Source organism: Pseudomonas frederiksbergensis (genome assembly GCF_035751725.1).
GTDB lineage: Bacteria > Pseudomonadota > Gammaproteobacteria > Pseudomonadales > Pseudomonadaceae > Aquipseudomonas > Aquipseudomonas frederiksbergensis_A.
Genome location: NZ_CP142104.1, coordinates 543,532 through 566,401 on the forward strand (window position 1 = coordinate 543,532; position 22,870 = coordinate 566,401).

The 22,870-nt window shown below is 61.2% G+C and carries 11 protein-coding genes; 4 read left to right on the forward strand and 7 right to left on the reverse strand.

Translation table 11 applies throughout. The features are described from left to right. Positions 1-90 precede the first annotated feature (90 nt). Positions 91-4,044, reverse strand: coding sequence for a trifunctional transcriptional regulator/proline dehydrogenase/L-glutamate gamma-semialdehyde dehydrogenase (gene putA / locus VQ575_RS02480; RefSeq protein ID WP_039592477.1), 3,954 nt, complete (start codon positions 4,042-4,044; stop codon positions 91-93). Between the two features lie 476 nt (positions 4,045-4,520). Here putA and putP point away from each other — a divergent pair, with 476 nt between their 5' ends. Continuing rightward, the gene (gene putP / locus VQ575_RS02485; RefSeq protein ID WP_039592478.1) at positions 4,521-6,005 is read left to right on the forward strand and encodes a sodium/proline symporter PutP; all 1,485 of its coding nucleotides are present in this window, start codon (positions 4,521-4,523) and stop codon (positions 6,003-6,005) included. Positions 6,006-6,083: 78 nt separating this feature from the next. Here putP and VQ575_RS02490 read toward each other — a convergent pair whose 3' ends face one another. Further along, positions 6,084-6,584, reverse strand: coding sequence for a DUF2165 family protein (locus tag VQ575_RS02490; RefSeq protein ID WP_198726967.1), 501 nt, complete (start codon positions 6,582-6,584; stop codon positions 6,084-6,086). Between the two features lie 263 nt (positions 6,585-6,847). Here VQ575_RS02490 and VQ575_RS02495 point away from each other — a divergent pair, with 263 nt between their 5' ends. Both VQ575_RS02495 and VQ575_RS02500 read left to right on the forward strand, forming a co-directional pair. Beyond that, on the forward strand, positions 6,848-8,884 hold the full coding sequence (locus VQ575_RS02495) for a type VI secretion system Vgr family protein (RefSeq protein ID WP_325919004.1): 2,037 nt from the start codon (positions 6,848-6,850) through the stop codon (positions 8,882-8,884). Between the two features lie 92 nt (positions 8,885-8,976). Continuing rightward, positions 8,977-9,816 carry a 23S rRNA (adenine(2030)-N(6))-methyltransferase RlmJ gene (locus VQ575_RS02500; RefSeq protein WP_039592481.1) on the forward strand — a complete coding sequence of 280 codons (840 nt, stop codon included), beginning with the start codon at positions 8,977-8,979 and terminating at the stop codon, positions 9,814-9,816. 105 nt (positions 9,817-9,921) lie between these two features. Here VQ575_RS02500 and msrA read toward each other — a convergent pair whose 3' ends face one another. The 5 genes from msrA to aceE form a co-directional block, all read right to left on the reverse strand. Next, entirely contained in the window at positions 9,922-10,569 is a 648-nt protein-coding gene (gene msrA / locus VQ575_RS02505) for a peptide-methionine (S)-S-oxide reductase MsrA (RefSeq protein ID WP_039592582.1), read from the reverse strand. Between the two features lie 84 nt (positions 10,570-10,653). Next, entirely contained in the window at positions 10,654-13,347 is a 2,694-nt protein-coding gene (locus tag VQ575_RS02510) for a putative bifunctional diguanylate cyclase/phosphodiesterase (RefSeq protein WP_039592482.1), read from the reverse strand. Positions 13,348-13,540: 193 nt separating this feature from the next. Beyond that, entirely contained in the window at positions 13,541-14,935 is a 1,395-nt protein-coding gene (locus VQ575_RS02515) for an alkaline phosphatase D family protein (protein WP_325919005.1), read from the reverse strand. Positions 14,936-15,229: 294 nt separating this feature from the next. Next, positions 15,230-16,885, reverse strand: a complete 1,656-nt coding sequence (gene aceF, locus VQ575_RS02520; RefSeq protein WP_039592484.1) for a dihydrolipoyllysine-residue acetyltransferase — start codon at positions 16,883-16,885, stop codon at positions 15,230-15,232. Positions 16,886-16,896: 11 nt separating this feature from the next. Continuing rightward, complete coding sequence (aceE, locus tag VQ575_RS02525; RefSeq protein ID WP_039592485.1) at positions 16,897-19,542, reverse strand: pyruvate dehydrogenase (acetyl-transferring), homodimeric type; 2,646 nt, start codon at positions 19,540-19,542, stop codon at positions 16,897-16,899. A 382-nt stretch (positions 19,543-19,924) separates the two neighbouring features. Here aceE and glnE point away from each other — a divergent pair, with 382 nt between their 5' ends. Further along, complete coding sequence (glnE, locus tag VQ575_RS02530; RefSeq protein WP_039592486.1) at positions 19,925-22,864, forward strand: bifunctional [glutamate--ammonia ligase]-adenylyl-L-tyrosine phosphorylase/[glutamate--ammonia-ligase] adenylyltransferase; 2,940 nt, start codon at positions 19,925-19,927, stop codon at positions 22,862-22,864. Positions 22,865-22,870: the final 6 nt, after the last annotated feature.

Here is a 22,870-nt window from a genome sequence, read left to right on the forward strand (position 1 = left end):
GACGCTAATCAAAACAATATGGGAGCGAGCCCGCTCCCACAAGGCTGTCTATTGCCGGGCACCCATTGCGGGTGCCTGGCATATAACGGTTTAGCCGATGGTCATCAGGCTGGCGTTACCGCCCGCAGCGGCGGTGTTGACGCTCAGTGCCCGTTCGATCACCAGGCGCTCCAACGCGATGTTGGTCTCGCCTTGGGACAAGCCATGCACGCCGACGATTGCCCCGGCGCGCTTGGCCACTTGCTGGCAAACGCCGCGCAGTTGGTCCGAGTCGCCGTGATGCAGGACCGCGTCGAATACCACATCATCCTTGGTCCAGTCGGCAACCCGCTGGATGCGTGCCTGAATGTCCTTCGGCAAGCGTGCGAACACGGCCTTGCTGGTGTCGGATTCCGGCCACACGGCGGAGCCGCCCACGGCCAGGACGGCCGCCAGTTGCGTCAGCAGGTCACCTTCCACGTCCGCCAGGCACAGCACATGCTCGCGGGGCAGGATGGCGTAGCTGTTGCGTTCGCCGGTCGGGCCGGTGAGCTGGCGGGTAATGCCGCTTTGCGACTGGGCGGCAAATTGCACGCACAGGGCGCTCAGTTCGGCGAGCTTCTGGCTGTCGGCCCAGGTTTGCAGGGCGGTCAGCGGCTTGCTCATGGCGTCGCGCAAGCGCAGGTCCGGCGCGGCCAGGGCATCGCCACGCACGAAGGACTGCTGGATCGCATCGGTAGGACGGGTCGACAGCAGGCGGTACAGGTACAGCGGACCACCCGCCTTCGGACCGGTGCCCGACAAGCCTTCGCCACCGAATGGCTGGACACCGACCACCGCGCCGACAATGTTGCGGTTCACGTAGACGTTGCCGGCATGAACGTTGTCGATGACCTTGGCGATGGTCTCGTCGATGCGGGTGTGTACGCCCAGGGTCAGGCCGTAGCCGGAGGCGTTGATCTGGTTGATCAACTGGTCCAGTTCCTTGCGCTTGTAGCGAACCACGTGCAGCACCGGGCCAAAGATCTCGCGCTGCAGTTCGTCGAAGCTTTCCAGTTCGATCAGCGTAGGCATCACGAAGGTGCCGCGTTTGCATTCGTCGCTATCGGCAATCGCCATCTGGTACACGGTGCGACCTTTGTCGCGCATGGCCTGGATATGCTTCTCGATGCCGGCCTTGGCCTCGGCGTCGATCACCGGGCCGATGTCCACCGACAGGCGCTCCGGGTTGCCGAGGCGCGATTCGGCCATGGCGCCCTTGAGCATTTCGATGACGCGGTCGGCGGAATCTTCCTGCAAGCAAAGCACGCGCAGGGCCGAGCAGCGCTGGCCGGCGCTGTCGAAGGCCGAGGATACGACATCGATGACCACTTGCTCGGTCAGGGCCGAGGAGTCGACGATCATCGCGTTCTGGCCACCGGTTTCGGCGATCAGCGGGATTGGACGGCCCTGGTTGTCCAGGCGTCCGGCGATATTGCGTTGCAGCAAGCGGGCGACTTCGGTGGAGCCGGTGAACATCACGCCTTTGACGCGATCGTCACCCACCAGGCGGGCACCAACGGTTTCGCCACGGCCCGGCAGCAGTTGCAGGACGCCTTCCGGAATACCGGCTTCGAGCATCAGGCGCACGGCCTGGGCAGCCACCAGTGGCGTCTGCTCGGCGGGCTTGGCCAGGACCGGGTTGCCGGCGGCCAGTGCGGCGGCGACCTGGCCGCTGAAGATGGCCAGCGGGAAGTTCCACGGGCTGATGCAGACCACCGGTCCCAGCGGGCGGTGGGCATCGTTGGTGAAATCGTTGCGGGCCTGCACCGCGTAGTAGCGCAGGAAGTCCACGGCTTCGCGCACTTCGGCAATGGCGTTGGCGAAGGTCTTGCCGGCTTCGCGGGCCAGCAGGCCCATCAACGGCTGGATCTCGCCTTCCATCAGGTCGGCGGCACGTTCGAGGATCGCGGCACGTTCGGCCGGTGGCGTGGCCTGCCAGATCGGTGCGGCGTTCAGCGCGCACTGAATGGCGTTGTCGACGTCTTCGACCGTGGCTTCCTGGACATGACCGACCACGTCGCGGTGGTCGGCCGGGTTCAGTACCGGCGCCGGGGTTTGTTCACTGGTGGCGCAACCGAGCATCGGCGCGGCTTTCCAGTTGTTATGGGCGGTGGCCAGCAGGGCGCAGGACAACGAGGCCAGGCGATGTTCGTTGGCCAGGTCGATGCCGCTGGAGTTGGCGCGTTCGCTGCCGTACAGATCGCGTGGCAATGGGATGCGTGGATGCGGCAGGCCGAAACCGCCTTCCAGGGTTGCCATCTGCTCGATGCTTGCTACCGGATCGGCCACCAATTCCTGGATGGAAATCGACTGGTCGGCGATGCGGTTGACGAACGAGGTGTTGGCACCGTTTTCCAACAGGCGACGCACCAGGTAGGCCAGCAGTGTTTCATGGGTGCCGACCGGAGCGTACACGCGGCACGGACGGTTCAGCTTGCCTTCGGAGACTTTACCTACAACTTGCTCGTACAACGGTTCACCCATGCCGTGCAGGCACTGGAACTCGTACTGGCCCGGGTAATAGTTCTGACCGGCGATGTGGTAAATGGCCGACAGGGTATGGGCGTTGTGCGTGGCGAACTGCGGGTAGATGACTTCCGGCACCGACAGCAACTTGCGGGCGCAAGCGATGTAGGACACGTCGGTGTACACCTTGCGGGTATAGACCGGGTAGCCTTCCAGCCCTTCGACCTGGGCGCGCTTGATCTCGCTGTCCCAGTACGCGCCTTTTACCAGGCGGATCATCAGGCGGTGACGGCTGCGGCGGGCCAGGTCGATGACATAGTCAATCACGTACGGGCAACGCTTCTGGTAGGCCTGGATCACGAAGCCGATGCCGTTCCAGCCGGTCAGCTGCGGCTCAAAGCACAGGCGCTCGAGCAGGTCCAGGGACAGTTCGAGGCGGTCGGCCTCTTCGGCGTCGATGTTCAGGCCGATGTCATATTGCTTGGCCAACAGGGTCAGCGACAGCAGGCGCGGGTACAGCTCGTCCATCACGCGCTCATACTGGGCGCGGCTGTAGCGCGGGTGCAGGGCCGAGAGCTTGATGGAAATACCCGGGCCTTCATAAATCCCACGACCATGGGACGCTTTGCCGATCGAGTGGATGGCTTGTTCGTACGAGGCCAGGTACTTCTGGGCGTCATGCTCGGTGAGTGCGGCTTCACCCAGCATGTCGTAGGAATAACGGAAACCCTTGGATTCGAACTTGCTGGCGTTGGCCAGGGCTTCGGCGATGGTTTCGCCGGTGACGAACTGCTCGCCCATCAGGCGCATGGCCATGTCGACGCCCTTGCGGATCATCGGCTCGCCGCTCTTGCCGATGATGCGGCTCAGGGAGGAGGTCAGGCCCGCTTCATTATGGGTGGCGACCAGTTTGCCGGTCAGCAGCAGGCCCCAGGTGGCGGCGTTGACGAACAGCGACGGGCTGTTGCCCAGGTGCGGCTGCCAATTGCCGGTACTGATCTTGTCGCGAATAAGCGCATCGCGGGTGCCTTTGTCCGGGATGCGCAACAGCGCCTCGGCCAGGCACATCAGCGCCACGCCTTCCTGGGACGACAGGGAAAATTCCTGCAGCAGGCCTTGAACGATACCGGCACGGCCGCCGGCACTTTTCTGGTTACGCAGTTTTTCAGCGATGGACGCCGCCAGCTTGTTGGTGGCTTCGGCCATTTCGGCCGGCAGGCGGGCCTGCTCGATCAGCATCGGCACCACTTCCGGCTCAGGGCGACGGTAAGCGGCAGTGATGGAGGCGCGCAGCACCGATTGCGGCAGGATGCTTTCGGCAAATTCGAGGAAGCATTGGTGAGCGTGATCGACCTGGACATCGCCAGCATCGTCGCTGTCGGCACGAGGGGAACCGTTCAGCTCGGTCAGGGTTGCACCACCCTCGAGTTTTTCCAGGTAATTGAAAATTGCCTGCTTGATCAGCCAGTGAGGCGTGCGATCAATTGAGGTTGCGGCCGCCTTGAGGCGTTCGCGGGTCGGGTCGTCGAGTTTGACCCCAAGGGTGGTGGTAGCCATATTTTTATCCTCATGTTTGCCACGTACCGCGTGGCATCAGCTGGCGGCAAGATTAGCTGTGAGCTGTTGGAGGTGCAACCGGGTGCAACCGGTTTTTTGCCGAAATATTGAACAGCTCATCCGGATGTTCCTCGACATGTTTCATTCGGGCACTCGTTTGGTGCAGGAAATGTCGCCATGGCTTCCATTTGTGCACCAATAGCGGGCAATAATGGCCGTTTGTACGATTATTCCGACTGGGTGCAACTTATTTGAACGAAACTGGTTGCACCTTATTTGATTTGTTGAATAGCATTCGCGGCCAAGGTGCAACCGTTTCGGGGTTCGAAATCCGGGCCGAGCTGCATCGGCTGATGGCTTTCCTGGGGAAACATCAGTCATAAATTCGCGGGTCTGCGAAACGTCGGTACAACGTCTGCGTTGTCGGCGCTTTCCAACTGCCACCGCACCATAAAAACAAAGCCAGGGCGTAACTCATGAGTGTTAGCAATCCCACCCTGATCACCTTCGTGATCTACATCGCAGCCATGGTCCTGATCGGCCTGATGGCTTATCGCTCCACCAACAACCTTTCCGACTACATCCTGGGCGGTCGTAGCCTGGGCAGTGTCGTGACGGCGCTTTCTGCCGGTGCCTCCGACATGAGCGGCTGGTTGTTGATGGGTTTGCCTGGCGCAATCTACATGTCCGGCCTGTCGGAAAGCTGGATCGCCATCGGCTTGATCATCGGTGCCTACTTGAACTGGCTGTTCGTCGCCGGTCGCCTGCGGGTCCAGACCGAGCACAACGGTGATGCGCTAACGCTGCCGGATTATTTCTCCAGCCGTTTTGAAGATACCAGCGGCCTGCTGCGCATCATCTCCGCAGTCGTGATCCTGGTGTTCTTCACCATCTACTGCGCTTCCGGCATCGTCGCCGGCGCCCGTCTGTTCGAAAGCACCTTCGGCATGTCCTACGAGACTGCGCTGTGGGCGGGTGCCGCCGCGACCATCGCCTACACCTTCATCGGTGGTTTCCTGGCCGTGAGCTGGACCGACACGGTACAAGCCACCCTGATGATCTTCGCGCTGATCCTCACACCGATCATCGTGTTGCTGGCGACTGGTGGCGTGGACACCACGTTCCTGGCCATCGAAGCGAAAGACCCTACGTCCTTCGACATGCTGAAAAATACCACCTTCATCGGGATCATCTCGCTGATGGGCTGGGGCCTGGGCTACTTCGGCCAACCGCACATCCTGGCGCGCTTCATGGCGGCGGATTCGGTCAAGTCGATCGCCAAGGCACGTCGCATCTCCATGGCCTGGATGATCCTGTGCCTGGGCGGCACCGTTGCCGTTGGCTTCTTCGGTATCGCGTACTTCTCGGCGCACCCTGAGGTGGCCGGTCCAGTGACTGAAAACCCTGAGCGTGTGTTCATCGAGCTGGCGAAGATCCTGTTCAATCCATGGGTCGCCGGTGTGCTGCTGTCGGCCATCCTGGCGGCGGTGATGAGTACCCTGAGCTGCCAGTTGCTGGTGTGCTCCAGCGCCCTGACCGAAGACTTCTACAAGACCTTCCTGCGCAAGAGCGCTTCCCAGGTGGAGCTGGTTTGGGTCGGTCGCGCCATGGTGCTGCTGGTGGCCTTGGTCGCCATCGCCCTGGCCGCGAATCCGGAAAACCGCGTCCTGGGCCTGGTGAGCTACGCCTGGGCCGGTTTCGGTGCCGCCTTCGGTCCGGTGGTCCTGATCTCCGTGGTCTGGAAGAACATGACTCGCAACGGTGCCTTGGCCGGTATTCTGGTCGGTGCTATCACCGTCGTTGTCTGGAAGCACTTCGAGCTGCTGGGCCTGTACGAAATCATCCCAGGCTTCATCTTCGCCAGCCTGGCCATCTACTTCGTCAGCAAGATGGGCACGCCTACTACCGGCATGCTGCAGCGCTTCGAAGCGGCTGAGAAAGATTTCCGCCTGAACCAATAAGGCTTGCGGCGCGGCCTTCACGGCCCGCCCGCAGAGCTGGAAAAAACGGCCCGTCTCCTTTGGAGGCGGGCCGTTTTTTTATGGATGAACGTCCAAGGCGTCGGGCTGGTTGAGAAAGATCAGCACGCCCAGCAGCGCCATGTAGAACCTGAACGCGGCGTCCTGGCCATTCCAGGTCTCGGATTGCCACATCAGGAACCATTCGCCGCCGACGACCATGAAGCCGAAGAACCAGACGAAAAACCCCACCGTCAGCCCCACGATGGCCCACCCTTTGGCCTGCTTGAACGCCAGGCTATCCGCCGCGCGTACCCGCCAGAGCTTCAGTGCGCCGTAGGCCAGCAGACCCGCCGTCAATGCTTCGCCGAAGATGATCAGCCAATAAGCACCGTGCCACATCCACGATTTATCGAGGGCGCGATACCGGGCGGCATTGTCGGCAAAGGTAGTGTCCATGCTCAGTACGTGCTGGACGAAATTGAAGTTGGAGCGGTAGTCCGTGATGTTGTTGAACACGGTCAGGAAGGCGAAGGCGGCAAGCGCCAGGATCATGGCAATTTTTGTATAGCGGGTTGTCATGGTGCGTCCTTGGCTTTTTGTGACGAAACGACGTTATCACGCCTTTACGCGGTACGAGGCCCCTCGCCTTGTCAGAAGCAGCTGATTACTTCGTACGAAGGCTTTCCGTATCGAGATTCAAGGATTGTCCATCGGAAAATGCAGCGCGCCTTGCGCCTTTTTGCCTCTTGCATGTAGGGGAAATCTCTTTTTCATGCCGTCCGGTCAATTCTCCGAAGCGCTCATGCAGAATCGCCCATCCTTATTCAGCAGAGGCACACAGGATGTTCGCGCCTGCCAACCAACCACGCTTCACGCTGGCGTTCGAAAGCGGGCCAGATGATCTCAAGGTGCTTGAGTTCAAAGGCAAGGAAGCGATCAGCCAACCCTATTGCTTTGAAGTGGAACTGGTCAGTGAGCGGCCCGACCTGGTGCTGGAGGAACTCCTGCATCGCCAGGCTTACCTGAGTTTCGATGACCGGGGCGGCGGAGTACACGGCCAGGTCTACAGCGTGGCCCAAGGCGATTCGGGGAAGCGCCTGACCCGCTACCAGATCACTCTCGTGCCGCGCCTGGCGTACTTGCGCCATCGCATCAACCAGCGAATTTTCCAGCATTTGAGCGTGCCCGCTATCGTGGCCCTTGTCATGAAGGACCACGGCATCCTGGCCGATGCGTTCCAGTTCAGTCTGGGTGGGCAATACCCCGAGCGTGAATATTGCGTGCAGTACGGAGAAAGCGACCTGGCTTTCATCGAGCGGCTATGTGCCGAGGTCGGCATCCATTACCACTTCCAGCACAGCCCTGACGGCCATCTGCTGGTGTTTGGCGATGACCAGACGATGTTCGCGCGCTTGCCCGAGTCGACGCTGTACCTGCCGGGCAGCGGCATGGCCGCCGCTGAGCCGGGCATCAAGCGCTTGGCGGTACGGCTCCAGACGCGATCCACCGCGGTGACTTTACGCGACTATGACTTTCGCAAGCCCGGCCTGTTGCTTCAAACCCGTCTCGAGGGACAAGCTCCAGCTTCGCTCGAGGACTACCATTATCCCGGTCAATTCGCCGATCGTGACGATGGCAAGCACCTGGTCCGGCGCGCCCTTGAGCGCCACGGCGCGGACCATCGGTTGGCGGAGGGCAGCAGTGACGACAGCGCTTTCGCCAGCGGGCATTTCATGCGCATCGAGGAACATCCCCGGACGCAGTGGAATGATCTCTGGCTGTTGACGCAGGTCGAGCACCGTGGCCGCCAGCCGCAAGTGCTGGAAGAAAACGCTTCCGCCGGCCCAGGTGAATTCCAGGGCTACGGCAATACCTTCCGGGCAACGCCGTGGGACGTTTTCTTCCGTCCGCCATTGCAACACACTAAGCCGTCGATCAATGGCTACCAGCCAGCGGTGGTCACCGGACCTGTGGACAGCGAGATTCATTGCGATGAGTTCGGACGAGTCAAGGTGCAGCTGGTCTGGGACCGCGACGGTGAACGGAACGAGCATTCCAGCTGCTGGCTGCGCGTGGCCACCGGCTGGGCCCATGATCGCTACGGCAGTGTGATGATCCCTCGGGTCGGCATGGAGGTTCTCGTCGGGTTCATGGACGGCGACGTCGATAAGCCGTTGGTGGTGGGCTGCCTGCCGAACGGTGCCAACCCGGTGCCCCTCGACCTGCCGGCGGACAAGACGCGCAGCATCCTGCGCAGCCAGAGCAGCCCCGGCGGTGGTGGCTACAATGAGCTGCGCATCGAAGACCGCAAGGGCGCCGAGGAAATCTACCTGCGGGCGCAGCGCAACTGGACCCAGCACGTGCTGCATGACCAGCGTGTGCAGGTCGATCATGAGCGCAGCATTGTCGTCACCGGTCTGTCGCGTCATGAACTCAAGGATGGCGAGCAGCGCATCACCGAAGGTCGACGCCAGGTTGAAGTTCGTCAGGACGATCACCTGATGGTGACGGGTGATCGGCATATCCGCGTCGCCAACCAGGCCCTCAGCGCTACGGGAGGATTCAGTGTCAGCGCTGGCCAGCAAGTCGTGCTGGAAGCCGGTGCCAGCGCGACCATCCAGGCGGGCGGGCACTGGATCAACATCGGCCCGGGCGGAATCTTCAGCAGCGTGCCGATCCAGGTGGGCGGCGCGCCGATGGTGGCGATGGGCGCCGAGCCCGTCGCGGCGGGCGCCCCGGACAAACTTGCCGCTGCGCTGGCGCCAGTGCTGTCCGTGGCACAAATACGCAGCCTGAAAAGTCCTGCGCCGTTTTGTGAGGAGTGCGAGCGCTGCAAGGATGGCGCTTGTGGCGTGTCGTTGGCAGCGCTTGGAGGATAGGTTCAGGGCGAGGGCTGTTCTGCCGCTCGGTCGTGAACCCCTGACGTTGGGCGCGCTTCAAGGTAAACTCGTCGCCCTTCGCAGGAGCCGCCATGAATTATCGCCACGCCTTCCACGCCGGCAATCACGCCGATGTGTTCAAACACCTGACCTTGACCCGCCTCATCGCCTTGATGTCGCGCAAGGAGCAGCCCTTCGCCTACCTCGATACCCACGCGGGCATCGGGCTGTACGACTTGCAAGGCGACCAGGCCAGTCGCACCGGTGAATACCTGGAAGGCATCGCGCGGTTGTGGGACCAGGACGACCTGCCGCCGCTGACCGCCGACTACATGAAGGTGCTGCATGAGATGAACCCGGATGGCCAGTTGCGCTACTACCCGGGCTCGCCGGAGCTGGCGCGTCGCCTGACCCGGTCGCAGGATCGGGTGTTGCTCAACGAGAAGCATCCCCAGGACGGCGTGCTGCTCAAGGACAACATGAAGGGCGACCGTCGCGTGGCGGTGCATCTGGGCGAAGGCTGGCACGTTCCTCGGGCGCTGCTGCCGGTGGCGGAGAAGCGCGGGCTGATGCTGATCGATCCACCGTTCGAGCAACTGGATGAGATGCAGCGCTGCGCCGCCTCGCTCAAGGAGGCCATTGGTCGGATGCGCCAGACGGTAGCAGCGATCTGGTATCCAGTGAAAGACCAGCGCATGTTGCGTCGTTTCTATCAGGACCTGGCGGGCACGGGCGCGCCTAAATTGTTGCGGGTGGAATTGTTGGTGCACCCGTTGGCCACGCCCAACAGCCTGAACGGCTCCGGCCTGGCCATTGCCAATCCGCCATGGGGGCTGGAGGAAGAGTTGCGGGAGTTGCTGCCGTGGTTGTCCAAGAAGCTTGGGCAGACCCAGGGTGGCTGGCAGATGGATTGGTTGATCGCTGAAAGCTGATTGAGGGCGCCTGGAGCGGCGCCTTGACAAGCAGGCTCGCTCCCACATTCGGCCGGGTTGTATGTGGGGGCGAGCCTGCTCGCGAAGCTCTTCAGAGCACAAATATCAAATTGGGCAAGTCACGCCCGTGCCGCCAATCCCGCAATACCCTTCAGGGTTTTTCGCCAGGTATTGCTGGTGATAGGCCTCGGCAAAGTAGAGCGTCGGCGCTTCGTCGATTTCAGTGGTGATTTCGCCTTTGCCGGCCTTGTTCAGCTCAGCCTGGAACACTTCCTTGCTCTTCTTCGCCGCTTCCAGTTGCTCGGGCGTGGTGCAATAGATCACCGAGCGATACTGGGTGCCAATGTCATTTCCCTGGCGCATGCCCTGGGTAGGGTTGTGCAGTTCCCAGAACATCTTCAGAAGCTGCTCGTAGCTAACCTTCGCCGGCTCGTAGACCACCAGCACCACTTCGCTGTGGCCGGTCAGGCCCGAGCAGACTTCTTCATACGTCGGGTTTGGCGTGAAACCACCGGCATAACCCACCGCGGTACTGACCACGCCCTCGCGCTGCCAGAACTTGCGCTCTGCGCCCCAGAAGCAACCGAGGCCGAAGATAGCGAAATCCACGTCCATGGCAAACGGGCCCAGCAGCGGCGCGTCGAGGACGAAGTGTTTTTCCGGCACGGACATCGGGGTTTCACGGCCAGGGAGAGCTTGATCGGGAGTAGGAAGCACGTTTTTGTTCACCAGGATTTCCGAGCGCAAGACCATCATCAGTCCTCTCAGTCAGATTGAATTGAGCGAAATAGACCGTCAGTGTGCCTCAGAAAAGCCGCTGCAAGCTATAAGCGGCTGTCAGACCAGGGGGCCGCGTGGGTAGCGCTTGAGCTTCTCGATGAGTTCCGCGCCAGGGATCGGCCGGTCGAAGAGGTAGCCTTGGCCGACGTCGCAGCGGTGGCGTCGCAGGAAGGCGAGCTGCTGGGCGGTCTCGATGCCTTCGGCCACTACCTTGAGCTTCAAGTTGTGGGCCATGGCGATCACGGCGGAGGTGATTTCCATGTCGTCCTGGTTGTCCGGGATTTCATGGATGAAGCTGCGATCGATCTTGATGATGTCGATCGGGAATTTCTTCAGGTAGCTCAGGGACGAGTAACCGGTGCCGAAGTCATCCATGGCCAGGGTCAGGCCCAAACGCTTGAGCTGATCGAGTTGCAGGTGGGTGTCTTCGGTGGCTTCGAGCAGCAAGCCTTCGGTCAATTCCAGTTCCAGCAACCGCGCGGGCAGTTGTTCTTCCTTGAGGATGCTGGCGATCGAGGCCACCAAGTCAGGGTCGGAAAACTGTTTGGGCGACAAGTTGATCGCCACTTGCAGATTGCCCAGGCCGACGGCGGTCAGCTGTTTGCTCATTCGGCAGGCCTGGCGGGCGATCCATTTGCCGATGGGGATGATAAGGCCGGTTTCCTCGGCCACGCTGATGAACTGGTCCGGACGGATCATGCCTTTTTCCGGGTGGTTCCAGCGCAGCAACGCCTCCATGCCCAGCAGGCGGCCGCTGCGCAGGCACAGCTTGGGCTGGTAGAACACGTCCAGTTCGTTCTGGGTCAAGGCGCGACGCAGGTTGTTTTCCACGAACAGCTTGTAGCTGGCCTCGGCATTCAGTGCCTCGGTGAACACTTGGACCTGATGCTTGCCGTTGGCCTTGGCCTTATGCAAGGCGAGGCCGGCGTTGCGCATCAGCGTCTGCGGGTCGCGCCCATGCAAAGGTGCGCAGGCCAGGCCCACGGAGCCCGTGACGCTGATCAACTGGTTATCGACGAACATCGGCTTGTCGAGCGTCATCAGCAGTTGGCTGGCGATATGCTGGCCGGTTTCAAGATCGGTGTCGTCCAGCAGCACGGCAAATTCGTTACTGGCGAATCGGGCCAGGCTGCCGCTGGGGCTCAGGCTGTTGCGCAGGCGTCGGGCCAGGCTGATCAGCAGTTTATCGCCGGTCTGGTGACCGAGGCTGTCGTTGATGCGCTTGAAGTTGTCGATGTCCACCAGCAACAGGCTGATGGGCGAGTCGCTGTCCCGGGCGAAGCGTTCATCCAGGTTGCGGATAAATGCCGGACGGTTGCCCAGGTTGGTCAGGTTGTCGGTGTAGGCCAGGCGCTCGATGCGCTGCTGGGCCAGCTTGGTCTGGGTGATGTCTTCGTAGATGCCGATGTAGTGGGTCAGTTCACGGTTGTCGCCGTAGACCTTGGAAATCGACAACTGGCCCCAGTACGGTTCGAGGTTCTTGCGCCGACTCTTGAACTCGCCCTGCCAACTATTGCTCTGGGCCAGGGCCGAGGGCGCGTCGAACAGTAGTTCACTGAGGTTCTCCAGGGCCGGCAGTTCCGAGAGGCGCTGGCCGTGGACTTCCTCGGTGGTGTACTGGGTGATCGCGGTGAAGCTTGGGTTGACGTATTCCACCACACCGTCGCAATTGACCAGCAGGAACGCATTGGCGCTCTGCTCCACGGCCCGCTGGAACAGGTGCAAGGCGCTGGTGGCAGTGCGGCGGTTGTGGTTGTTGATGACCTGGGCGAACTGGTCCGCCAACTCGCCGGCGAAGGCAATTTCGTCCGACTGCCAGGCGCGGGTTGCGCCGACTTGCTCCAGGCACAGGACGCCCACCACTTGCCCGTCGATCCGGATGCTGGCGTCGAGTATTGCGTTGACGTCCCGGGCTCGCAGGTTCTCGGCCATTTCTCGCGTGCGCGGGTCGCGCATCGCGTTGTGGGCGTCAATGGCGCGGCAGGTCTGCAACGCTTCCATGTAGTGCGGGAAATCGTTGGCGTTGATGACCTCCGGCAGGAAGTATTCCTGGGAGGCGCGGTTATAGGCCGAGATCGGCACCAGCTTCCCGTCCTCCAGATTCCAGATGCTCGCGCAATCGATCTGGTAGATGTCACAGGCGCTGCGGGTAATCAGTTCGGCGGCTTCTTGCAGCGAGTTGTTGGCGCTGTAGCGCTGGCGCGTCAGTAGCAGGATCAAGTCTTGCTGGGCGCGGACCCGGTCCAGATGCTGAAGCTGCTCCTGTTGGGCGCGCTGATTGAGCTCCAGGGCGATCTGCAGTCTGGAATTCTGGGTTTCCAGGTCAACGGCCGGCAGGGAGGGCCCGTCCTGCAACAGGTCGTCCACCACAAGCAAATAACCACGCAGCAGATGACGGTTGTGCTGCCTGTAGGCTTCACCGGTCTCCAACAGATTCATCGGCCCCTTGGCGGTGTGCAACGTGTAGCGGATCAGATAGTGGGACGCCTGGGCCAGCTGCTGCTGGATCGCGTCATGCAAGTGATAGCGTGCCTCAGGTTCCATCAGGCTGGCGTAAGGAGAACTGACCAGCGAACAAAGCTCAACGGCTGGCAAGCCGAAGTAACGTTCGCAGTTGGGATCGAGAAACAGCAGCGCCCAGCTTGCTTCATTCAGCCGCTCGAAACGCAGCATACCGAGCCGCGAGGGCACCGGTAACTGCGTTACTACCTCGGCCGCCATACGGCTGGCGGCATCGGGTTGGCTTTTCATGGGGGAACTCGCTTCGAAAATGCTGATCGCGCCGGGCTGACGCCCTCGTTATTACGGATTGCCGCAAGGTTGCATCATTGCGGCACTGGCTGACAAGAGACATGAAGGCCAAGTGCTATAAACCTTTTATCGGCCGACAAGGGGATTTCTCCAATTGCCAACCGATCAGAGGCATTCCTTGGGCTATCGCAGGTCAGCGCAACGGTATTTCGACGACCTCCAATGGGTCACCGTCACGATCATAAAACGTCACGCGGACGCTCTGGGCCGTGACTTGCAGATGAGCGAAATTATCCTGGCTGATCACCTTGCTGGTGAGTTCGTATTGATACTCCCCGCTGGGTGTCCGGGCCATGGGCTTGCCGAAAATAAAAGTCGAAGCCTTGGCGTAGGGCAGCAGCTTGCTGTTGCAAAACGGCGACGAAACGATGGTGTGGACCTGGAAGACAGGATCCTGGTTATGCGCCAACAGGCTTGTCAGGGAGCCGTGTACGTCACCGGACACGAAAATAACGTTCTTGACTCGATGGCTGCGAATGGCTTCAAGCAAGCGCAGGCGCTGTTCGGGAAAGGCCTGCCAGGCGTCCCCGCCATTGAAGCAGCGGTCGGGGTAGAGCAGGACACTTGTCACGACAAATTTAACCCGGGTGGGGCTGTTGATCAGCCAGTTGAGCAGTGATTGCTCTTGCTCTTCATCCAGGATGCGTCGCTCGGTTGCCGACAGGTTGCGTCGAGTCCGGCTGTCTGTGACGAACCACCCGATATCGCCATGTGCAAACGTGTACCAGTAGTGGGTGAGTGGCTGGCTTAATGTGCCGTCATCCAGAAGTTCACGGGCCGGGCTGTGGCTGGCTTGATAGAGCTCGTAAGTATCAAGGGCATTTGAATATAAGGTTTCATCTTCGTTTGCTTTCTTAGCGGGCCAGTTGTCCTCTATTTCGTGATCGTCGAGCATCATGTAGGTCGGAACGCTGGACATCAGTTTTTTAATATGAGGCTGGGAAAAGGCAGTGCGGTATTTAAACAGGATGTCAGGGTGGCTACGGTCAGGCGCAATGATATTCAAGTCATCGAGATACACTTGGTCGCCTGTCATCAATACCGCACTGATGGGCGGGTCGGCCTGCTCGACGATTCGGTTGATGCCGGCGAAAGTGCGATCTCCGTGTTCCGGGTTGGTCGGGATGCCGGCGGTAATCCGCAGGTATCGACACGAGCCGACGATGTAGCTGCGCGGGACGTCGGGCACGCTGGAAGGAGTGCGCAACTGGTAAATCTCCTTGGGCCACTGCAGCGGTAGTTCCAGGATGGTCTCGGGGGTATGCGCTGGGCTCAGGGTACTTTTCCAGCCGGCCTGGTATTCATAGGTCGTATCGGGCTCGAGGCCTTTCAATAGGATGACGCCGGCTAGGTCGCGGTAGGAAACCAGTCGGATGAATTGTCCCTTGGACCACGTCGTATCGCCTTTTCGCCTGTGGCGAATACCGGCAAATAGCGGATTGTCTGTGTTGCCGTCACCTCGTAGAAATATACGGGCATGATCGGTTGTCGTGTGGCCGACAATAGGGCCGACAGTGGGCTTTAGCATGTTCGAATCCATTCGAAGTTATTGGTTGTTGTCGGCGCTGTAAGTTAGGGCGCGCCAAGGACATGCTAAAGCCGGGATGGCAATAAATATTGCAGGGGGAGGGGGCGGGCGTTGTGGGTAATGACTAACAGGACAAGTAGTCTTTTTTGCTGAGGGCGGTAGGAAAGTCCGTCAATTGAATAACGGTTTTAGCCTGCGCAAAAAAAGCCCCGCCAAATGGGCGGGGTTGAGGTACGAGCGTGGCGCTCGGAAAACAGCGGTCGAGTGGCCCTCCGCGAGGAGGGCCGCCCGGTGTTACAGCAGGATGGTGCGGATGTCGCCCAGCAGGTCGCTCAAGCGTTTGGTGAAGCGTGCAGCGGCGGCGCCGTTGATCACACGGTGATCGTAGGACAGCGACAATGGCAGCATCAGCTTCGGCTGGAAGGCCTTACCGTCCCAGACAGGCTGGATGGTGGCCTTGGAAACACCCAGGATCGCCACTTCCGGCGCGTTGACGATCGGCGTGAAGCCGGTGCCGCCAATGTGGCCGAGGCTGGAGATGGTGAAGCAGGCGCCCTGCATGTCGTCGGCGGTGAGCTTCTTGTTCCGGGCTTTTTCGGCCAGGGCAGCGGCTTCGCCAGCCAGTTGCAGCAGGCTCTTCTGGTCGACGTTGCGGATGACCGGTACCAGCAGGCCTTCCGGGGTGTCGACGGCAAAGCCGATGTGCACGTATTTCTTGCGGATCACAGCCTTGCCGCTTGGGGCCAGGGAGCTGTTGAAGTCCGGCAGTTCCTTGAGCAGGTGTGCGCAGGCCTTGAGCAGCAATGGCAGGACGGTCAGCTTTACGCCGGCCTTTTCCGCCACGGCTTTCTGTGCAACGCGGAAAGCTTCCAGCTCGGTGATGTCAGCCTGGTCGAACTGAGTCACGTGCGGGATGTTCAGCCAGCTGCGGTGCAGGCTCGACGCGCCGATCTGCATCAGGCGAGTCATGGCCACTTCTTCGGTTTCGCCGAAGCGGCTGAAGTCCACCGCCGGAATCGGCGGGATACCCGCGCCGCCGGTGGCGCCTTCGGCCGGGGCGTTCTTGGCCTTCTGCATCATCGCCTTGACGTAGGCTTGCACGTCTTCCTTCAGCACGCGGCCGTGAGGGCCGCTTGGGCCGACGGCGGACAGTTCGACACCGAATTCACGGGCCAGCTGACGCACCGCTGGGCCAGCGTGCACCTTGGCACCGCTAGGTGCAGGCGCAGCAGCGGCGACTGGCGCTGGGGCTGCCTCGGCCTTGGCGGCGGGCGCAGCGGCTGGTGCTGGAGCTGCTTCAGCCTTGGCGGCTGGCGCAGCGGCCTGGGCGGGTGCGGCGGGTGCCGCAGCGCCAGCGACCTTGAGCTTCAGGATCAGGTCACCGGTACCGACTTCATCTTCCAGCTTGACCTCGACGCTTTCCACCACGCCGGCGGCCGGCGAAGGAATTTCCATGCTGGCCTTGTCGGATTCCAGGGTGATCAGCGACTGGTCGGCTTCGACGGTGTCGCCAGCCTTGACCAGCACTTCGATGATCTTGGCCTTGCCCGACGAACCGATGTCCGGAACATGAATGTCCTGGACTGTCGCCGCTGCAGGTGCAGCAGCCGGCGCGGGAGCCGTTCCGGGAGCCGCTTCGGCAGCCGGTGCGGCGGCAGGTTTCTCCGCCGCTGCCGGGGCAGCCGCAGGGGCGGCCGCTTCAGGCGCCGCAGCAGCGCCCTCGACTTCCAGCTCCAGCAGCTCGTCGCCTTCTTTCAGGCGATCGCCCAGCTTCACTTTCAGGCTCTTGATGACACCGGCCTTCGGCGCTGGCACTTCCATGCTGGCCTTGTCCGATTCAAGCGTCAGGATGCTCTGGTCGGCTTCGATACGGTCGCCGACCTTCACAAACAGTTCAATTACTTCACCTTCACCGCTGCCGATGTCAGGTACGCGAATGAGTTCGCTCACGAAAATTCTCCTCAGCAGTCCAGTGGGTTGCGTTTTTCCGGATCGATGCCGAACTTGACGATGGCTTCGGCCACCACTTTAGGTTCGATATCGCCACGGTCAGCCAGGGCTTCCAGGGCTGCCAACACAACGAACTTACGGTCGACTTCGAAGAAGTGACGCAGCTTCTTGCGGCTGTCGCTACGGCCGAAACCGTCGGTGCCCAGCACTTTGAATTCCTTGGAAGGAACCCACTGGCGGATCTGCTCGGCGAACAGCTTCATGTAGTCGGTGGAGGCGATGACCGGACCTTTGCGGCCGTTCAGGCACTCTTCGACGTAGCTCAGCTTTGGCTTCTGGCCAGGATGCAGGCGGTTGCTGCGCTCCACGGCCAGGCCGTCGCGACGCAGTTCGTTGAAGCTGGTGACACTCCAGACGTCGGCGCCGACGTTGAACTCTTCACGCAGGATCTTCGCCGCTTCACGCACTTCGCGCAGGATGGTGCCAGAGCCCATGAGCTGGACGTGATGCGCCGCTTCGCGGGTGTCTTCCTCGAGCAGGTACATGCCCTTGACGATGCCTGCTTCCACGCCGGCCGGCATGGCTGGCTGCTGGTAGGACTCGTTCATCACGGTGATGTAGTAGAAGACGTCCTGTTGCTCTTCGGTCATCTTCTTCATGCCGTCCTGGATGATCACCGCCAGCTCGTAGCCGTAGGTCGGATCATAGGTGCGGCAGTTCGGGATGGTCCCGGCCAGCATGTGACTGTGGCCGTCTTCGTGCTGCAGGCCTTCACCGTTGAGGGTGGTCCGGCCGGCGGTGCCGCCGATCAGGAAGCCACGGGTACGGCTGTCGCCGGCGGCCCAGGCCAGGTCACCGATACGCTGGAAGCCGAACATCGAATAGAAGATGTAGAACGGCAGCATCGGCTGGTTGTGGCTGGAGTACGAAGTACCGGCGGCGATGAAGGAGCTCATGGCGCCCGCTTCGTTGATGCCTTCTTCGAGGATCTGGCCCTTCTTGTCTTCCTTGTAGAACATCACCTGGTCTTTATCGACTGGCTCGTAGAGCTGGCCGACGGACGAGTAGATGCCCAACTGGCGGAACATGCCTTCCATACCGAAGGTACGGGCTTCGTCCGGGATGATCGGGACGATGCGCGAGCCGATTTCCTTGTCCTTGACCAGTTGCGCGAGGATTCGCACGAAAGCCATGGTGGTGGAGATTTCACGATCGCCAGAGCCGTCCAGGATGGCCTTGAGGGTATCGAGTGGCGGAGTCGGGATGCTGAAGCTCTTGGCGCGGCGCTGAGGCACGAAACCGCCCAATGCCGCACGGCGCTCGGCCAGGTAACGGGCTTCGGCGCTGCCTTCTTCGGGTTTGAAGAACGGCAGGTTTTCCAGCTCGCTGTCCTTGACCGGAATGTCGAAGCGGTCGCGGAACAGCTTCAGGCTCTCGACATCGACCTTCTTGGTGTTGTGCGCGGTGTTCTTCGCTTCACCGGCACCGGTGCCATAACCCTTGATGGTCTTGGCCAGGATGACAGTTGGCTGCTCTTTGTGATTGACCGCCTGGTGGTACGCCGCGTAGACCTTGTACGGGTCGTGGCCACCACGGTTGAGTTTCCAGATCTCGTCGTCGGACAGATCGGCAACCATTGCCTTGAGTTCAGGCGAGTTGAAGAAGTGTTCACGGACGAACGCGCCGTCCTTGGCCTTGTAGTTCTGGTATTCGCCGTCGATGACTTCGTCCATGCGACGCTGCAGGATGCCATCGACGTCCTTGGCCAGCAGTGGGTCCCAGAAACGGCCCCAGATGACTTTGTTAACGTTCCACTGGGCGCCACGGAACACGCCTTCGAGTTCCTGGATGATCTTGGCGTTGCCGCGAACCGGGCCGTCGAGGCGCTGCAGGTTGCAGTTGATGACGAAGATCAGGTTGTCCAGCTTTTCGCGGCCTGCCAGCGAGATCGCGCCGAGGGATTCCGGCTCGTCGCACTCGCCGTCGCCCATGAAGCACCAGACTTTCTGCTTGCCTGGCTGGATGAAGCCACGGGCTTCCAGGTACTTCATGAAGCGTGCCTGGTAAATCGCCTGGATCGGGCCCAGGCCCATGGAAACAGTCGGGAACTGCCAGAAGTCAGGCATCAGCCAAGGGTGCGGGTACGAGGACAGGCCGTTGCCGTCCACTTCCTGGCGGAAGTTGTTCATCTGGTCTTCGGTGATGCGGCCTTCCATGAACGCACGGGCGTAGACGCCTGGCGATGCGTGACCCTGGAAGTAGATCAGGTCGCCGCCGTGTTCGTCGGTCGGGGCCTGGAAGAAGTAGTTGAAGCCGATGTCATACAGCGTCGCGCTGGAGGCGAAGCTGGAGATGTGACCGCCCAGGTCGGAATCTTTCAGGTTGGTACGCATGACCATGGCCAACGCGTTCCAGCGCACCAGCGAGCGAATGCGGCGTTCCATGAACAGGTCGCCAGGCATGCGTGCTTCGTGGGTAACGGGGATCGTGTTGCGGTACGGCGTGGTGATGGCGTAGGGCAGTTGCGAACCGCTGCGGGTTGCGAGTTCACCCATACGGGTCATCAGATAATGAGCACGGTCTTCGCCTTCTTTGTCGAGAACCGATTCCAGGGCGTCCAGCCATTCCTGGGTTTCGACGGGATCGAGGTCTTGCATGGCTTGCTCCAGGGCGGAAAGGCTACCAGAATCGGTTGCCTGAGTTTGCGACTGGCCTTGTGGGCAGACGATATAAATTCTTGGATTGCCGAAGGTTGTTTCGGCGGCGTGTAGTTTTACTACAAATCGTCGGCCGTTTCAGCCTTTCGAATGTATAGACGAGTAGTAAAACTACACATGAGCGGCTGATGGCCCCTCGTTTCGTTGTGAGAATAATCGTTACTGTTGGTCATTTGCCAACTCGAACAGGTAAAAAATTGATGCGGGCTGCCAATAAAATCAGAAAATCAGCTATTTATCATCTTTGTTCGACAGTCGATCAGGTAGTGGCATTTCAAAAAACACTACATCCAGCCTTTCCCGCGCCGATCAAGGATAGACCATGAGCCTGCCCTCGCTTGCCGAAATACCGGCGATTCTCCAGTCATTGGTCAGTCGGGCCGAGCAGTCGTTCCGCGCGGCGGTCGCCTCCCTCGGTGACGACCATGGACTGTCTGCCTGGACGCCGCAGCGTTGGGCCGAGTTCAACCGCGTCGCCGCCGCCAGTGATTTTGTCATCGAGCAAAGTGTACGAGACCCTTCGATGCTGTTGGAACTGGTGCGTAGCGGCGAGTTGGACCGAAGCCTGGCCCAGGGTGAAATGCGCGCGCAGATCGGTGCGGCCGTGCAGGCCGCCGAGACCGAGGACGAGCTGGGTCGCGTCCTGCGTCGCCAGCGCACGCGCCAGCAAGTGCGAATCATCTGGCGCGACCTGACCCGCCAGGCCGACCTCGTCCAGACCTGCCGCGACCTGTCGGACATGGCCGATACCTGCATCGACCAGGCTTACCAATGGTTGTACCAACGCCTCAGCCAGCAATTCGGCACGCCCACCGGCCGGCGCAGTGGTGAGCCGCAGCAGATGGTCATCCTGGGCATGGGCAAGCTGGGCGCCGTTGAATTGAACCTGTCATCGGACATCGACCTGATCTTCGCCTACCCCGAAGGTGGCGAAACCGTCGGCGCGAAGCGGCCACTGGATAACCAGGAGTTTTTCATCCGCGTCGGCCAGCGCCTGATCAAGGCCCTCGATCCGATGACCGTCGACGGCTTTGTGTTCCGTGTCGATATGCGCCTGCGCCCTTACGGCTCGGCCGGTGCGCTTGTGCTGAGCTTCAATGCCCTGGAGCAGTATTACCAGGACCAGGGGCGCGACTGGGAGCGCTACGCGATGATCAAGGCGCGCGTGGTGGCGGGTGATCAGGTCGCCGGCGCGCAGTTGCTCGACATGCTGCGGCCGTTCGTCTATCGCCGTTACCTGGACTTTTCCGCCATCGAAGCGCTGCGCACCATGAAGCAACTGATCCAGCAGGAGGTGCGGCGCAAGGGCATGGCCGACAACATCAAGCTGGGCTCGGGCGGCATCCGCGAGGTGGAGTTCATTGCCCAGGCGTTTCAGTTGATCCACGGTGGACGCGACTTGAGCCTGCAGCAGCGACCCTTGTTGAAGGTGCTCGCCACGCTGGAAGGACAGGGCTACCTGCCGTCCAGGGTGGTCGACGAGCTGCGCCAGGGTTATGAATTCTTGCGTTATACCGAGCATGCGATCCAGGCCATTGCCGATCGCCAGACCCAGATGTTGCCGGACAATGCCCAGGATCAGGCGCGCATTGCGTTGATGCTGGGCTTCGCCGATTGGTCGGCGTTCCACGAACAGTTGATGTACTGGCGTGGGCGAGTGGCGTGGCATTTCGGCCAGGTCATCGCCGATCCGGATGAAGAAGAGGGCGGCGAAGGCGAACTCGCGGTGGGTGGGGAATGGCTGCCGCTGTGGGAAGACAGCCAGGATGAGGAGGCGGCGTGTCGCCAATTGGAGGAGGGCGGTTTTACCGATGCGTCCAAAGCGCTCAAGGCCTTGGCTGCCTTGCGCGCCAGCCCGCAATTGCGCGCCATGCAACGGCTGGGGCGCGAGCGCCTGGATGCGTTCATTCCGCGCCTGCTGGCCCAGGCGGTGGAGCATGCCGACCCGGACCTGGTGCTCGAGCGCGTATTGCCATTGGTGGAAGCCGTGGCGCGCCGTTCAGCTTATCTGGTGCTGCTGACCGAAAACCCGGGCGCGTTGCGGCGTTTGCTGACGCTGTGCGCGGCGAGTCCGTGGATTGCCGAGCAGATCACCCGTTTCCCGCTGTTGCTCGACGAGCTGCTTAATGAAGGTCGCTTGTTCAAGCCGCCACTGGCGCCTGAGCTGGCAGCGGAGTTGCGCGAACGCCTGACACGCATTCCCGAAGATGATCTTGAGCAACAGATGGAGGCCTTGCGGCATTTCAAGCTGGCCCACCGCTTGCGCGTGGCTGCCTCGGAAATCGCCGGCAGCCTGCCCTTGATGAAGGTCAGCGACTATCTGACCTGGCTTGCCGAGGCAATTCTCGAACAAGTGCTGGCCCTGGCCTGGCGCCAGACAGTCACCAAGCATGGCGTACCCTTGCGCACAGATGGCAGCCTGTGCGATCCGGGTTTCATTATTGTCGGTTATGGGAAAGTCGGCGGCCTGGAGTTGGGGCATGGTTCCGACCTGGACCTGGTGTTCATCCACGATGGCGACCCGCAAGCCGAAACCGACGGCCCGAAACCCATCGACGGCGCGCAATTCTTCACCCGGCTTGGCCAACGCATCATTCACCTGCTGACCGCCCAGACCAACTCCGGGCAGTTATACGAAGTGGATATGCGCCTGCGACCGTCCGGGGCGTCGGGGTTGCTGGTCAGTTCCTTGGGGGCGTTTGACCGTTACCAGGAAAACGAAGCCTGGACATGGGAGCATCAGGCGCTGGTACGTGCCAGGGTGCTGGTGGGCAGCCAGGACGTCGGCCAGGCGTTTGAAAAAGTGCGCGCCAAGGTGCTGGGGCGCACACGTGACTTGCCGACGCTGCGCCAGGAGGTCAGCGAGATGCGGGCCAAGATGCGCGACAACCTCGGCAGCAAGGCCACCGCCGCCGGGACCGCGCCGAATGCCTTCGAAGCCACGGCGCCCTTTGACCTCAAGCAGGATGCCGGAGGTATCGTCGATATTGAATTTATGGTGCAATACGCGGCCCTGGCGTGGTCCGAGGCGTACCCGTCGCTGGTGCGCTACACCGATAACATCCGCATCCTGGACGGATTGCAGGAGGTCGGGTTGATGCCCGCCGAGGATGCCACGCTGTTGCGCGAGGCCTACAAGGCCTACCGCTCCGCCGCCCACCGCCAGGCCTTGCAGAAAGACGCCGGGGTCATCGCAGGCGACCAGTTCGTGGATGAACGTCGACAGGTGATGCGGATCTGGCGGGAGTTGGGGCTGAGTTGATAGTCA

Bases quoted from the DNA above. Each gene is read 5' to 3' on its own strand.
- putA (WP_039592477.1), bottom strand. From the start codon at position 4,044: ATGGCTACCACCACCCTTGGGGTCAAACTCGACGACCCGACCCGCGAA.
- putP (WP_039592478.1), top strand. From the start codon at position 4,521: ATGAGTGTTAGCAATCCCACCCTGATCACCTTCGTGATCTACATCGCA.
- VQ575_RS02490 (WP_198726967.1), bottom strand. From the start codon at position 6,584: ATGACAACCCGCTATACAAAAATTGCCATGATCCTGGCGCTTGCCGCC.
- VQ575_RS02495 (WP_325919004.1), top strand. From the start codon at position 6,848: ATGTTCGCGCCTGCCAACCAACCACGCTTCACGCTGGCGTTCGAAAGC.
- VQ575_RS02500 (WP_039592481.1), top strand. From the start codon at position 8,977: ATGAATTATCGCCACGCCTTCCACGCCGGCAATCACGCCGATGTGTTC.
- msrA (WP_039592582.1), bottom strand. From the start codon at position 10,569: ATGGTCTTGCGCTCGGAAATCCTGGTGAACAAAAACGTGCTTCCTACT.
- VQ575_RS02510 (WP_039592482.1), bottom strand. From the start codon at position 13,347: ATGAAAAGCCAACCCGATGCCGCCAGCCGTATGGCGGCCGAGGTAGTA.
- VQ575_RS02515 (WP_325919005.1), bottom strand. From the start codon at position 14,935: ATGCTAAAGCCCACTGTCGGCCCTATTGTCGGCCACACGACAACCGAT.
- aceE (WP_039592485.1), bottom strand. From the start codon at position 19,542: ATGCAAGACCTCGATCCCGTCGAAACCCAGGAATGGCTGGACGCCCTG.
- glnE (WP_039592486.1), top strand. From the start codon at position 19,925: ATGAGCCTGCCCTCGCTTGCCGAAATACCGGCGATTCTCCAGTCATTG.